The 12,715-nt window shown below is 72.8% G+C and carries 16 protein-coding genes and 1 tRNA gene; 13 read left to right on the top strand and 4 right to left on the bottom strand.

All coding sequences use genetic code 11. The features are described from left to right. Positions 1 to 158 precede the first annotated feature (158 nt). From ABZU53_RS08595 to ABZU53_RS08575, 5 genes are all read left to right on the top strand, one after another. Positions 159 to 875 (top strand): FCD domain-containing protein, encoded by a 717-nt coding sequence (locus ABZU53_RS08595; RefSeq protein ID WP_355064725.1) that lies wholly within the window; start codon positions 159 to 161, stop codon positions 873 to 875. Between the two features lie 39 nt (positions 876 to 914). Beyond that, entirely contained in the window at positions 915 to 1,388 is a 474-nt protein-coding gene (gene mscL / locus ABZU53_RS08590) for a large conductance mechanosensitive channel protein MscL (protein ID WP_355064723.1), read from the top strand. Positions 1,389 to 1,469: 81 nt separating this feature from the next. Then, positions 1,470 to 1,721, top strand: a complete 252-nt coding sequence (locus ABZU53_RS08585) for a hypothetical protein (RefSeq protein ID WP_354853705.1) — start codon at positions 1,470 to 1,472, stop codon at positions 1,719 to 1,721. A 236-nt stretch (positions 1,722 to 1,957) separates the two neighbouring features. Further along, positions 1,958 to 2,326 carry a hypothetical protein gene (locus ABZU53_RS08580; RefSeq protein WP_354853702.1) on the top strand — a complete coding sequence of 123 codons (369 nt, stop codon included), beginning with the start codon at positions 1,958 to 1,960 and terminating at the stop codon, positions 2,324 to 2,326. 132 nt (positions 2,327 to 2,458) lie between these two features. Next, entirely contained in the window at positions 2,459 to 3,028 is a 570-nt protein-coding gene (locus tag ABZU53_RS08575; RefSeq protein ID WP_355064721.1) for a GNAT family N-acetyltransferase, read from the top strand. Here the strand turns inward: ABZU53_RS08575 and ABZU53_RS08570 are convergent. Next, the gene (locus tag ABZU53_RS08570) at positions 3,022 to 4,263 is read right to left on the bottom strand and encodes a benzoate/H(+) symporter BenE family transporter (RefSeq protein WP_355064719.1); all 1,242 of its coding nucleotides are present in this window, start codon (positions 4,261 to 4,263) and stop codon (positions 3,022 to 3,024) included. The genes ABZU53_RS08575 and ABZU53_RS08570 overlap by 7 nt on opposite strands. Before the next feature lie 56 nt (positions 4,264 to 4,319). Between ABZU53_RS08570 and ABZU53_RS08565 the strand changes: the two genes are divergently transcribed. Then, positions 4,320 to 4,880 (top strand): XRE family transcriptional regulator, encoded by a 561-nt coding sequence (locus tag ABZU53_RS08565; protein ID WP_354853697.1) that lies wholly within the window; start codon positions 4,320 to 4,322, stop codon positions 4,878 to 4,880. Between the two features lie 7 nt (positions 4,881 to 4,887). Here ABZU53_RS08565 and ABZU53_RS08560 read toward each other — a convergent pair whose 3' ends face one another. Then, positions 4,888 to 5,952, bottom strand: a complete 1,065-nt coding sequence (locus ABZU53_RS08560; RefSeq protein ID WP_355064717.1) for an AAA family ATPase — start codon at positions 5,950 to 5,952, stop codon at positions 4,888 to 4,890. Between the two features lie 62 nt (positions 5,953 to 6,014). On the opposite strand from ABZU53_RS08560, the gene ABZU53_RS08555 reads away from it, so the two are divergent. The 4 genes from ABZU53_RS08555 to ABZU53_RS08540 all read left to right on the top strand — a co-directional run bounded on the left by ABZU53_RS08555 (position 6,015) and on the right by ABZU53_RS08540 (position 10,120). Then, the gene (locus ABZU53_RS08555; protein ID WP_354853691.1) at positions 6,015 to 6,734 is read left to right on the top strand and encodes a protein phosphatase 2C domain-containing protein; all 720 of its coding nucleotides are present in this window, start codon (positions 6,015 to 6,017) and stop codon (positions 6,732 to 6,734) included. A gap of 81 nt (positions 6,735 to 6,815) precedes the next feature. Continuing rightward, the gene (locus tag ABZU53_RS08550; RefSeq protein ID WP_355064715.1) at positions 6,816 to 8,006 is read left to right on the top strand and encodes a GNAT family N-acetyltransferase; all 1,191 of its coding nucleotides are present in this window, start codon (positions 6,816 to 6,818) and stop codon (positions 8,004 to 8,006) included. A gap of 42 nt (positions 8,007 to 8,048) precedes the next feature. After that, positions 8,049 to 8,798 (top strand): ZIP family zinc transporter, encoded by a 750-nt coding sequence (locus ABZU53_RS08545; RefSeq protein WP_354853685.1) that lies wholly within the window; start codon positions 8,049 to 8,051, stop codon positions 8,796 to 8,798. A gap of 125 nt (positions 8,799 to 8,923) precedes the next feature. Further along, complete coding sequence (locus tag ABZU53_RS08540; RefSeq protein ID WP_355064793.1) at positions 8,924 to 10,120, top strand: hypothetical protein; 1,197 nt, start codon at positions 8,924 to 8,926, stop codon at positions 10,118 to 10,120. Between the two features lie 112 nt (positions 10,121 to 10,232). Here ABZU53_RS08540 and ABZU53_RS08535 read toward each other — a convergent pair whose 3' ends face one another. Further along, positions 10,233 to 11,315 (bottom strand): NAD-dependent epimerase/dehydratase family protein, encoded by a 1,083-nt coding sequence (locus tag ABZU53_RS08535; RefSeq protein WP_355064713.1) that lies wholly within the window; start codon positions 11,313 to 11,315, stop codon positions 10,233 to 10,235. Positions 11,316 to 11,441: 126 nt separating this feature from the next. Next, a complete protein-coding gene (locus ABZU53_RS08530; RefSeq protein ID WP_355064712.1) occupies positions 11,442 to 11,744 on the bottom strand; it encodes a hypothetical protein in 303 nt (100 codons plus the stop codon). A gap of 208 nt (positions 11,745 to 11,952) precedes the next feature. On the opposite strand from ABZU53_RS08530, the gene ABZU53_RS08525 reads away from it, so the two are divergent. The 3 genes from ABZU53_RS08525 to ABZU53_RS08515 all read left to right on the top strand — a co-directional run bounded on the left by ABZU53_RS08525 (position 11,953) and on the right by ABZU53_RS08515 (position 12,705). Further along, positions 11,953 to 12,024 (top strand) — tRNA-Lys (locus ABZU53_RS08525). 151 nt (positions 12,025 to 12,175) lie between these two features. Next, positions 12,176 to 12,451: a type II toxin-antitoxin system prevent-host-death family antitoxin gene (locus tag ABZU53_RS08520; RefSeq protein ID WP_355064710.1), complete on the top strand. Its 276-nt coding sequence runs from the start codon at positions 12,176 to 12,178 to the stop codon at positions 12,449 to 12,451. Next, positions 12,448 to 12,705 carry a Txe/YoeB family addiction module toxin gene (locus ABZU53_RS08515; protein ID WP_354853651.1) on the top strand — a complete coding sequence of 86 codons (258 nt, stop codon included), beginning with the start codon at positions 12,448 to 12,450 and terminating at the stop codon, positions 12,703 to 12,705. The genes ABZU53_RS08520 and ABZU53_RS08515 overlap by 4 nt, the downstream gene beginning before the upstream one ends. Positions 12,706 to 12,715 lie beyond the last annotated feature (10 nt).

Below are 12,715 nucleotides of genomic sequence, written 5' to 3'. Positions count from 1 at the left end.
GCCACCGGTCGCCGGGTGCGTCCGCCGGCCCCCGGGGTCGCGCGTCGGGCGGATGTCGACGGCGGCGGGAGCGGGCGGGGCCGGAGCGGCGGTGGGTGGCGGGGTCATGACCTCTAACCTACAATCATGGGATGAATTTAGGGCCGGTGATGTAACCAGTGCCACCGTCGGTCGATTCCCCCTCCGCGCCGTCGGCGCCGCCCCGCGACCAGGCCGCCGTGCCGCCGCGCGGGCACCGCGTCCGGCAGACCATCGAGCAGCTCCGGGCCCGGATCCTGGGCGGCGAGTGGCCGATCGGCGGGCGCATCCCCACCGAGCCACAGCTGGTCGCCGCGCTGGGTGTCGGGCGCAACACGGTCCGCGAGGCCGTCCGCGCCCTCGTGCACGCCGGGGTGCTGGAGTGCCGGCAGGGCTCCGGCACGTACGTGGTGTCCACCGACGAGCTGGCGCCGGTGGTGGCCCGCCGACTGGGCGACGACCGGATGACCGAGGTCATCGAGGTCCGGCGCGCGTTCGAGGTGGAGGCCGCCCGGCTCGCCGCGCTGCGGCGTACACCGGAGGACCTGGCGGCCCTCGACGGCGCGCTCGCCGAGCGCGAGGCGGCCTGGCGCGGCGGCCGGGTCGACGCGTTCGTCGAGGCCGACGCGGCCCTGCACGTCGCGGTGGTCGCCGCCGCGCACAACACCATGCTCGCCGAGCTGTACGCCTCGGTCGGCGCGGCCCTGCGCAGCACCGTCGCCCAGGCGATGGGAGGCGCGCTCACGCCCGAGCGCTACGTCGACCACACCCGGCTGGTCGAGGCGATCCGGGCCGGCGACGCGGGCCGGGCGGCGATCGAAGCCGGCGCTTTTCTGGAGCCCGCCCCCGGGGCATAGGTTGTGCCGGACGGAAAACCGGACACCTCGGGAGTACGGATGCTCAAGGGCTTCAAAGATTTCATCATGCGCGGCAACGTCGTCGACCTGGCGGTCGGTGTCGTCATCGGCGCCGCGTTCACGGGCGTGGTCACCCAGCTCACCAAGTCGTTCCTCGAACCGCTGGTCCGGGTGATCATCGTGCTGATCACCGGGAACAAGAACGGCCTCACCGGCTCGGTCCCCACGTTCCGGGAGATCCCGTTCGACTGGGTGGCGTTCGTCAACGCGGTGATCACCTTCCTGCTGACCGCGCTGGCGCTCTACTTCCTGGTCGTCTACCCGATGAACCGGCTGGCCGAGCGGCGCAAGCGGGGCGAGGAGCCGCCGCCCTCCGCGCCCAGCGAGGAGGTCAAGCTGCTCACCGAGATCCGGGACGCGCTGGTCTCCGCCGGCCACACGACCCCCGGCCAGCAGCGCGGGGCGCTGGACGACGTGCTGGGCCGCCGCACCGAGCCGCCGGCGCAGCGCTGATCCGAGCGGATGCACATCGGCCCCTGTGGGATTCCCGCAGGGGCCGCACCTTCTCGTACGTGTGTTCGATAGAGTCCCGCCATGGAGCAGCGAAAGCACTGGTGGAACGGGAAGTGGGGGCGACTGGCCCGGCGGGACGTCTTCCTGCGGGTGGACGCCGACCGGTGGCACGTCGAGCAGCGGGCCGGCGGCGCTGAGGGCATCTCCCGTTTCTACGAGTACGGCAGCGCGGACGAGGCCGAGGAGACCGTCCGGGCGCTGCTCGACGGCCCGGACACCTGGCGGGAACTGTCCCCGCGCCCACCGGGCAGCTGGACGCTCCCGAACAGCTGAATGGGCGGGCTGTGCGCGGTGCGCGGGTGGCGCAGGTGCGCGGTGGAGCGCTCGTATCCCGGTCTGTCGCCCGCCATCGTCGCAGAGCCTTGGAGGCGGTATTGCCTTCGACGGTTATGACTCTGAGGTATGAATATTCCTCTGAGGTATACCGCTCTCCGGACCTCTCGCCTCCGCGCCGGCCACCAGCAGGCCGACGGCGTTTAGCCGCGCACGACCCCGGGAACCGCTGAGGGATGGACCAGCAGGACGAGCAGCAGGCGACCATCTCGCGGATCACCACCGGGATGTCGGTGATCGACTCCGCCGGCACCGAGGTCGGGACCGTGGACCTCGTCCAGCGGGGCGACCCCAACGCGGTGACCGTGCAGACACCGACCGCCGACCCGGGCAGCAGCCTGGACGAGCTGATCGAGGCGACGGCTGTCGACGAGCCGGACGTTCCGGCCGACCTGGCGGCGCGGCTGCTGCACACCGGCTACCTGAAGGTGTCCACCGACTCGGCCGTCGGTGCCGTCTACGTGCCGGCCGACCGGATCGCCGCCGTCGCGCAGGGCCGGGTACGCCTCACTGTCGGCGTGGCCGACCTGCCGCCCGAGGAGTGAACCCGTCGCCCTGATCGACTCGGGTTCAAGCAAACCGCGGCATCACCGCAGCCCGGACACCCCGCCTTCCACGAACCCGAGTGGATCAAGGCGGGTGGACGTGGTCAGACGAGAGACGCGTACCGTCGCGGGATGTCACTGGTGTCACGGCAGCCGGATCTGACCGACGGCGTCGTCCGGCTTCGGTCGTGGGCGCTGGAAGACCTCAACTGCGTCCGGCAGGCAGCGGCGGATCGGCGGATCACCGAGGCCACGACCGTGCCGGTCCGGTTCACCGAGGAGGCCGGCCACGCGTTCGTACGGCGGCAGTGGAGTCGGGCCACCGACAGGGCTGGCGTCTCGCTGGTGGTCACCGAAGCGGACACGGACGTCGCGGTCGGTTCAGTCACGCTGCTGTTCCGACCCCAGCGGGGTGTGGCCGGTCTCGGCTACTGGGTGACACCCGCCGCGCGCGGTCGCGGAATGGCCAGCCGGGCGGCGCGACTGCTCACGGAGTGGGCGCTGGGGACCGCCGGCCTCGCCCGGGTGGAGGCGTGGGTCGAGCCTGACAACCTGGCGTCCCGACGGGTGCTCGCCGCCGCCGGCTTCGTCGAGGAGGGCGTCCTGCGGAGCTTTCTCGCCTTCCCGCGGCGACGCGCGGACGCCGTGGTACTGGCCCGGGTCGCGGAGAGCGAGCAGCGGAGTTCTGTGCGGGATCAGTGATGTTGCGGTGTCCGGTCGGCGGGTATGGCGTCACTTCGCTGGTCCGGTGTTGACATCTTCGGAGAGGGCGAGACGGGCGCGGGTTGGCGGCGGTGGAAGAGCAGCAGCATCAGGCAGCCGGCGACCAGCCCCCAGAACGCGCCGCCCACGCCGATCAGCGTCACACCGGAGGCGGTCACCACGAAGGTGACCACGGCGGCCTCCCTGGTCGCCGGGTCGGTCACCGCCGCGGCGAGCGCGGTGGCGAGCGCACCCAGCAGGGCCAGACCGGCGACCGCCTCGATGAGGATCGGCGGCGCGACCGCGACCAGGGCCGTGGCCACGCCGGCGCCCAGCCCGAGCAGGGCCAGCCCGAGCCCGGCGGTGACCGAGGCGACCCACCGGCGCTCCGGGTCCGGGTGGGCGTCGGGGCCGGCGGCCAGCGCGGCGGTGATCGCCGCGAGGTTCACCGCGTGCCCGCCGGCCGGGGCGGCCAGCAGGCTGGCCAGACCCGTGGCCCGCAGCGCCGCCCCGAACGGCGGCCGGTAGCCGTAGCCGACCAGCACCGCCATGCCTGGCACGTTCTGCGCCGCCATCGTGACCAGAAACAGCGGGAGGGCGAGCCCGACCAGCGCGGACGCGTTCCAGGCGGGCACGGTCAGGGCGAGCGACGGGGTCAGCGTGGCACCGCTCAGGCCGGCCGGCGGCGCGGTCAGCGCGATCGCCACCACCGCCACCAGCAGCGCGCCGGGCACGGCCCAGCGGCGGGCGAACCGGTGCAGCAGCAGCCAGCCGAGCACCACCGGGCCGGCCACCCGGGGCAGCTCGACGAGCGCGCGGACCGGGGCGGTGCACAGGGGCAGCAGCACACCGGCGAGCATCGCGCCGGCCACCGGCTTGGGGATCGCGGCGACCGCCCGGCCCAGCGGCGGGAAGAGCCCGGCCGCGACGATCAGCGCCCCGGAGACGAGGAAGGCGCCCACCGCCACCGGCCAACCGCCGGTCGGCGGCCCGGTCGCCACCAGCAGCGCCGCGCCCGGCGTCGACCAGGCCACGCTCATCGGGATCCGGTGCCGCCAGCCCAGCCAGGCGGCGGCGAGCCCGCACGCCACGCAGAGAGCCAGCAGGCCGGAGGCCGCCTGCGCGTCCGACGCGCCCGCCGCGCGGAGCCCGGCCAGCACGACGGTGAACGAGCTGGCGAAGCCCACCAGCGCGGTCACGACGCCGGCCAGCACCGGTTGCGCCCGTCCCGCCATCCCGACCTCCCCAAGCGTTCCGTTTACGGAACGACAGCGTGTAGCACGATAGCCGGGTGCCGCACCCACCACCAGCCCGCCGTCCGGGCCTCGACGTGGATCCCGCCGTCGTCGGCCGACGGGTCCGTGCCCTGCGGGAGGAGCGGGGGATCTCGCTGTCCACACTGGCGCGGCTCGCCGGTGTCGGAAAGGCCACCCTCTCCGGCCTGGAGAACGGCACCCGCAACCCGACACTGGAGACGCTCTGGGGGGTCACCGCACAGCTCGGCGTGCCGCTCACCGCGCTGCTTGCCGAGCCGGCCGCCGAGCCCACCGTGCACGGCGCCGCGGTCACCGCCACCCTGCTGGAGGTGTTCGACGACACCGACGCGACCTACGAGCTGTACCGGATGCGCGTCGCACCCGGCGTCGTGCAGATCTCCCCCGCCCATCAACCGGGCGTCACCGAACACGTCACCGTCTTCGCCGGCGTACTGCGGGCCGGCCCGGCCGACGCGCCGCTGACCGCCCCGGCCGGCGGGCACCTGCGCTGGGTCTCCGACGTGCCGCACAGCTACGCGGCGGTGGGCGACGACGAGGTCGCCGCGAGCCTGCTGTTGCGCTACCCGCGCCGCTGAACCCGACTCAGTCCACCGGGGCGGGCACCGGCAGCCGGTGCCGGACCGCCCAGAGCGCCACCTCGGTACGCGACACCGAGCCGGTCTTGCGCAGCAGGTTCGACACGTGCACGGTGACCGTCCGCACCGAGATGCCGAGCGCCTTCGCCACCTGCTTGTTGGACATCCCGGCGACCAGGCAGCCCAGCACCTCGACCTCGCGGGCGGTCAACTCCGGGTCGAGCGGCACGTCGACGACCGCATCGGCCGCCGACGCCGGAGCGCGCGGCGCGGTCGGCTGACGTGGCGGACGCGGGCCGGGCAGCCGCCGCAGCAACGCCTCCGGTCCCTCCGACGCGTGTGCGGCCAGCAGTTCGGTAAGCGCGTACGGGTTGCCGCCGGTGCAGCGCCAGAGGGAGGTGACCAGCCGGCCGGACGGGGTGCTGCCCGCGTACACCTGGGTCAGCACCTCGGCGACCTCGGCCGGGCGCAGCGGGCCAAGATGTTGGCGGACGGCGCCGCGCACGCCGCTGAGCCGGGCCAGCGCGCGGCGGGTGAGGTCCGGCGCCACCGCGTCGGCCGGCGGTCGGCTGGCCACCACGAGCAGGGCGGGCAGGTCGGCGACGGTGGCCAACTCCCCGACCAGGTTGACGCTGGCCGGGTCGAGCGCGTGCAGGTCGTCCACGACCAGCACGGCCGGGCCGGCGCCGACCAGCAGCTGGACGGTCCGCACGGCGAGGCGGAGCAGAGTGCCCGGCGCGTACCGCTCGCGGGGTGCGGTGGGCTGCTGGGCCAGCCAGGCCAGCGCGTCCGACGGCAGGCCGAGCCGGCTGGTGTCCCGACCGGTGAGCACCGCCGCCAGCCAGTCGTACGGGGCCGGGCCGTGCACCCGGGCGGCACCGGAGAGAACCAGCGCGGGACGCGGCGCGAAGGCGTCCACAGCGGCCGCGACCAGCAGACTCTTGCCCACCCCCGCCGCTCCGGTGAGCACCGCGACGGCAGGCGCCGAGCGGCGTACGGCCGCCACGGCGGACCATGCCCGGTCGAGCTCGGCGAGCTCGCCGGCGCGTCCGACCATGGACACCGGCATCATTTCTCAACCCTACGCAGTAGTGCGTAGAGACGAAGGCAGGGTGTTCTTGGCAAGCTGACACCATGACGCTGATCCTCCGCTCGGTCATCCTCAACGACATCGGCCTGGTCCGCACCAACAACGAGGACTCCGCCCTCGCCGGTGACCGCCTGATCGCCGTCGCCGACGGCATGGGCGGGCTGCCCGCGGGCGAGGTGGCGAGCGAGATCGTGATCCGGATCCTGGACGAGCTGGCCCCGCCCACCGACCCGGACGGGGCCGCCGACGCCCTCCGTGCCGTGGTCAGCACCGCCAACCAGCGCATCCACGCCGCGATCACCGTCGACCCGGCCCGCGAGGGGATGGGCACCACGCTCACCGCCGCGCTGCTGGCCGGGGAGACGCTGGTGCTGGCCCAGGTCGGGGACTCCCGCTGCTATCTGCTGCGCGACGGGGAGCTGACCCAGCTCACCCGGGACGACACGTTCGTGCAGGCGCTTGTCGACCAGGGCACGCTCTCCCCCGAGCAGGCCCGGCACCACCCGCAGCGGTCCCTGGTGACCCGGGCCGTGCAGGGCGCCGACACCCCGCCGGCCGTCGGCGTGCTCACTGTGGTCCCCGGCGACCGGTTGCTGCTGTGCAGCGACGGGCTCTCCGACTACGTCGAGGACGAGGCCATCGCGACGACGCTGGGCATGTACGCCGACCGCCAGCAGTGCGGTGAGCAGTTGGTGAAGCTCGCCCACCACGCCGGCGCCCCGGACAACGTCACAGTCGTCGTCTCCGACGTCACGACCCGCTGACCCGCGCGTGGCCTGCCGGTGGCCCGCGCGGATCGGGCCAATCCGGTTGCTGCGACCTGCGCGGCGGGTTGAGATGGGCGGATGACCATCCGACGGGTGACCGCCGACGAACGTCTCACGACGAGTTTCCCGCTGGCCGCGTACGCCTTCGAGGCATCGCCGCTCAGTGCCGCCCGGGTGGAGGAGTTCCGCGACTACCTGCCCTACAACCAGGGCAACCGGACGCTGATCGTCGAGGAGGACGGCGCCACCCTGGCCGCCGTCTCGGCCATCGGCATGCGGCAGAACCTGCGCGGCGTGGTACTGCCGATGGCCGGTGTCGCCGGGGTGGCCACCCATCCGCTGGCCCGCCGGCAGGGGCACGTCCGCAGGCTGCTGCACCAGCTCCTCGACGAGATGCGCGACGAGGGGCACGTGCTCAGCGCGCTCTACCCGTTCCGGCCCAGCTTCTACGCCCGGTTCGGCTACGTCGGGCTGCCCAAGCCGCGTACGGTCGCCTTCTCCCCGGCCGACCTGGGCCCACTCGTCCGCGCCGAGCTGCCCGGCGAGGTGGGCTGGGAGCGGATCGCCGCCGGTTATCCCGCCTGGCGGGCGTTCACCGAGCGCTGCCTGCAGACCCGGCACGGGTTCTCGGTGTTCCCGGACCACCGGGCGGCCGGCCTGCGTGACCGGGACGAGTACTGGCTGGTCACCGCCCGGGTGGCCGGTGAGGTCACCGGCGCTGTCACGTACCGGATCGACGACCACGGCGGCACGCTGATCGGCAACGAGCTGCTGGTCGCCGACCCCCTCGCCCGTACGCTGCTGCTGCAGTTCTTCGCCCGGCACGTCGACCAGGTCGAGCGCGTCACCGTCCAGGTCCCGCCCGACGAGTTGCCGGAGCTGTGGCTGACCGACCTGGACGTGCACGTCGAGGCGCGGGTGGGCCGGCCGGGCTCGTCCGCCCCGATGGCCCGGCTGCTGTCGCTGGACGCGCTGCACGGGCTGCCCTCCGGCCCGGGCCGGGTCCGGATCGAACTGACCGGGGACCGGTGGCTGGCCGGCACCCATCTGCTCGACGGTACGACCGGCGCGCTGGAACTGGTCTCCGACGACAGCGGCCGCACGCCGACGGCCACGCTGAACGCGGCCGGGCTGTCCGCCCTGGCGTACGGGGTGCTGGACCCGGCCGAGCTGCCGTTGCGAGGGCTGGGCGACGTGCCGGCAGACGCCGCCACCGAGCTGCGCGACATCTTCGGGCGCCGGGTGCCGTACCTCTTCGCCGACTTCTGAGCGCGGTTTGCCGACCTCGGTCCAGCGGGTACGGTCCCCGGAATGCCGGAGTGGTTGCAGGCGGGTGGATGGGGATTGCTGGCCGGGTCGGCCCTGCTGATCGGGGCGGCGGTCGGCTTCTTCGTCCGGGTGCCGCAGCGGATCACCGCGTCGATCATGGCGTTCGGCGCGGGGGTGCTGCTCTCCGCCGTCTCGTACGAGCTGATCCAGGTGGCCCACGAGCAGGGCGGGATGCTGCCCACCGTGCTCGGCGCGGCCGGTGGCGCGATCGTCTACACCCTGGCGAATGTGGGCCTCGCCCGACACGGCGCGCGGAACCGGAAGCGCTCGGGCGACCAGCAGCCCTCCGAGGGTGAGCAGCCCGGTTCGGGGTCGGCGATCGCGGTCGGGGCGCTGCTGGACGGCGTACCGGAATCGGTCGTGATCGGCGCCAGCCTGCTCGCCGGCGGCGCGGTCAGCCTGGTCACCGTGGCGGCGGTGTTCCTCAGCAACGTCCCGGAGGGGCTGTCCAGCGCGGCCGGCATGCGCCAGGCGGGCCGCACCCGGCGGTACGTCTTCCTGCTGTGGACCGGGATCGCGCTGATCAGCGGTGTGGCGGCGCTGCTCGGCAACACCCTGCTGGGCGGCGCACCGCCGGAGGTGCTGGCCGCCATCACCGCGCTGGCCGGCGGGGCGATCCTCGCCATGATCACCGACACAATGGTCCCGGAGGCGTTCGAGAACGCCCACCTGCTGGTCGGCCTCATCACGGTCGCCGGCTTCCTGACGGCCTTCGCGCTCTCCCACGCGTGAGCGTGAAGGGCCGCGTGAGTCGGCTGCCGGCGGTCCCGTCGAGCGGCGTTGCTTAGCGGCGCATTAAACCGGCACGGCGGATTCGTCGTGACGCCGTCAGGGCTCCTAGCATCAGCGGGGTGCGCATGACGTCGCTTGCCGCTCTGCTCGTCCTCGGTGTCGCCACCGCGACCCTGCCCGCCTGCGGGTCCACCGATCCGGCTCCGGCCGGCGCGTCGGCCACCCCGCAGGCCACGCCGGACGCCCTCTCGACGGGCGACCAGGGTGTCGCACCGGTGGGCCGGGACGGTCTCGGTGGCCCCGGGGCCAGCGCGAGCCCGAAGCCGACCACCCCGGCCGCCAAGGCGCTCGCCGCCGGCAACCCGAACGGCCACGCCACAGTGCCGACCGAGGCGCGCGCGGTGGACACGTCGAAGCCGACCCGCACCATCGGCACCGGCACCCCGGCGAGCTGCACCTCGGCGGCGGTGGTGAAGGCCGTGGCGGCCGGCGGCGTCATCACGTTCAACTGTGGACCGGCCCCGGTGACGATCAAGATGGCCGCCACCGCGAAGATCCGCAACGCCAACGGGCCGAAGATCGTGCTCGACGGTGGCGGCAGGGTGACGCTGAGCGGCCAGGGGCAGCGCCGCATCCTCTACATGAACACCTGCGACGAGGCCCAGGGCTTCACCACCTCGCACTGCCAGAACCAGGACCACCCGCAGCTCACCGTGCAGAACCTGACCTTCGCCGACGGCAACTCCACCGGCGACAAGACGGAGGGCGGCGGCGGGGGCGCGATCTTCGTCCGCGGCGGGCGGCTCAAGGTGGTCAACTCGCGCTTCGTCCACAACCGCTGCGACCGTACCGGCCCGGACCTGGGGGGTGCGGCCGTCCGGGTGCTGAGCCAGTACGAGAACAAGCCGGTGTACGTCGTGAGCAGCACCTTCGACGGCGGCTCCTGCTCCAACGGAGGGGCGCTGAGCAGCATCGGCGTGTCGTGGGTGGTGCTCAACAGCCTGCTCAGGAACAACGAGGCGATCGGCAGCGGCGCCAACCCGGCCAAGTCCGGCACGCCCGGCGGCGGCAGCGGCGGCGCGATCTACTGCGACGGCAACGAGTTCACCGTACGGATCGCCGGCACCGTCATCGAGAACAACAAGGCCAACGAGGGCGGCGGCGCGATCTTCTTCGTCAGCAACAACCGCACCGGCACGATGAAGATCGAAAACTCCCCGCTGCGCCGCAACCCGAGCGGCAAGTTCGAGACCCCCGGCTACCGCGGCATCTTCTTCCTGGGCGCCCGCAACCCCGAGGTCATCGGCCCCAAGCCCGCCTGACCGCCCGCCCTCTGACCGCCCGCCCCTGGCCGCCTGGCGGCCTGCCGCAGGTGATCAAGAGGTTCGGGTCACCGAGGCCGGGTTTTCTGACGCAAAGCTCTTGATCACCGCGTCAGTAGGGGTTCTTCTCGCCTGGCGGGTGGGCGTGCAGGAGGCCGGCGGGGCGGCCGGGCAGGGTGCGCGCCGCGGAGAGCGGCGGGCTGGCCGTGTGGTCGCCGCCGGCCATGCCGACGAACAGCTCCTTGAGCGCGGTCAAAGCGTCGATCTTGGGTACCCAACCCAGCTCGGTCTCGGCCCGCTCGCTGGACATCAGTGGCGCGTTCAGGCCCAACTCGACCCAGCCCGCGTCGACCGGCTGCAACCGCGCCCGCCAGGTCAGCGCCGCCGCCACCCGCAGCACCGGAGCGGCGACCGGCACCGTCCAGCCGTGGAAGTGCCGAGCCACCAGCTCCGGGGTCAGCACCGGGTCCGCGGCGACGTTGAACGCGCCGCGCGCATCACCCAGAACCGCCCTGGCGTACGCGTCAGCCACATCGTCGGCGTGGACCGCCTGCATCCGCAGCCGCCGGTTGGTCGGCACCAGCGGTATCCGGCCGAAGCGCAGCAGTCGTACCGGCGCCAACGGGCCGAGAAAATAGCGGGTGATCTCCGTACCGGCGTCCCGCTGGAAGATCAGACCGGGCCGCAGGCGAACCACCCGCAGCGTCGGGTGCTCCCGCTCCAGTCCGTCCAGCAGCGCCTCGACCTCGGCCTTGTGCTCGCTGTACGACGAGCCGGACACTCCGGTGGCCGGCCACCGCTCGCTGATCGGGTGGTCCTTCGGGCCGGGCGCGTACGTGCCGACCGACGAGGCGTACACCAGAGCGGGCACCCCGGCCCGCGCCACCGCCTCGAACACCGCCCGACTGCCGTCGACGTTCGTCCGGCGCAGCACCCGCCGGTCGTGACTGGGTTGGATCTGCCAGGCCAGGTGCACCACCGCGTCCGCTCCCGCGAACACCTCGGCGAGCTGGCCCACCGCGCCCGGCGCACCGATGTCGCAGGAGTGCCACTCCACCTGCTCGTACGGCGTACCGGCATCCGGGCCGGGCAACCGCCGGACCACCCCGGCCAGCTCCACGCCGCGCTCCCGGCGCAGCCGCCGCAGCACCGCCGTACCGACGTTGCCACTCGCCCCCACCACCACGATCCGCATGCCCGACCCCGTACCCGTCCAGCAGCCGGTCAACCGCCGCCGCGCGCCGCGCCCGTGGACTCGGCTTCCTGCATCTCGGGGTAACGGCGGGGGCGGGACAGCCCGACTTCCCTGAATCCGAGTCGATCAAGGGCGCGGCGAGTCGCGGACCCAGCCGTGCTTCTCCTTGCCCCGGCGACCGAGGGTGGCCGCCAGGCAACGCGGGCAGATCCAGCCCACCGCGTCCGCCTCGGTGAGCACGTCGGTACCCAGGTAGTCGAAGCGCACGTGCGGAAAGCGGCGCAGCCGAGTGCGGCTGAGCGCCAGACCGCAGACGGTCTGGTTCTGGCCGGGCAGCCACGCGTGCACCTCCCCGCCCGGCTGACGTACGCCGTCCGACCCGATCTCCTCCCCGGAAGCCGCCACCGCCGGGCTGCCGCTCGCGCTCATGCCCGTCCCCATTCCCCAGCCGTCCCCCGCCACACACGGTGGCGAGAGGTCGGCTTGATCCACTCCACCTCCCCGACGTGGCGGTATCCACCGCCCCGGACACCGCCACCTCGCCGACCTGGTGTTGATCACCTGAGCTCGCCAGGCATCGACGGCCGGCTGGAAGCCGAGAGTCAACGACGCTGACTGTCAGGTAACCTGAGCGCGCGGGCCGCTAGCTCAATGGCAGAGCTGTGGACTTTTAATCCATAGGTTCAGGGTTCGAGTCCCTGGCGGCCCACTCTTCCGCAGCTCAGCCAGCCCTTGACAGGTCTCTCGTCTTGGTGCGCGTGGCCTGTAGCAGCTAAGTACACCAGCAGCCGGCCACGCACGTGCATGGCGCGACCATTCCACCCGAGGTACAGTTTTCTGTACTTGCCCTGGAGGTGGTCATGCGGACCGTGAACTTCACCCAGCTTCGACAGAACCTGGCCGCCGAACTCGACAGCGTCATCAACGACGCGGAGGAGGTGGTGGTGACCCGGTCGGGTCACGAGCCGGTGGTCATCGTGCCGCTCGCCGAGTACGAGGCGATGAAGGAAACCGAGTACCTCCTTCGCAACCCGGCCAACGCCGCAGCCCTGCGCCGCTCGATGGCAGAGCTTGAGAAGGGCGACGCGGTCGAGCGGGACCTGATCGACCCGGCCACCGTCCGGGACATCGCGTGAGGCTGGTCTTCACCGCGACGGCCTGGAACCAGTACCTCAGCCACACCGACCGCAAGTTGGTCAAACGCATCAACGATCTCATCGCGGACGTGATGCGCAACGGATACGAGGGCATCGGCAAGCCGGAACCCCTTCGAGGAGAGCTGTCCGGCTTCTGGTCCCGCCGGATCGATCGCGAACACCGGCTGGTGTATCGGGTCACCAAGGACGACGTCGAGATCATCGCCTGCCGGTACCACTACGTCGACCGGTAGCGGACGGCCA

This window comes from Micromonospora sp. NPDC005194, assembly GCF_040608335.1.
GTDB lineage: Bacteria > Actinomycetota > Actinomycetes > Mycobacteriales > Micromonosporaceae > Micromonospora.
This window is presented reverse-complemented; position numbering and strand designations above follow the sequence as displayed.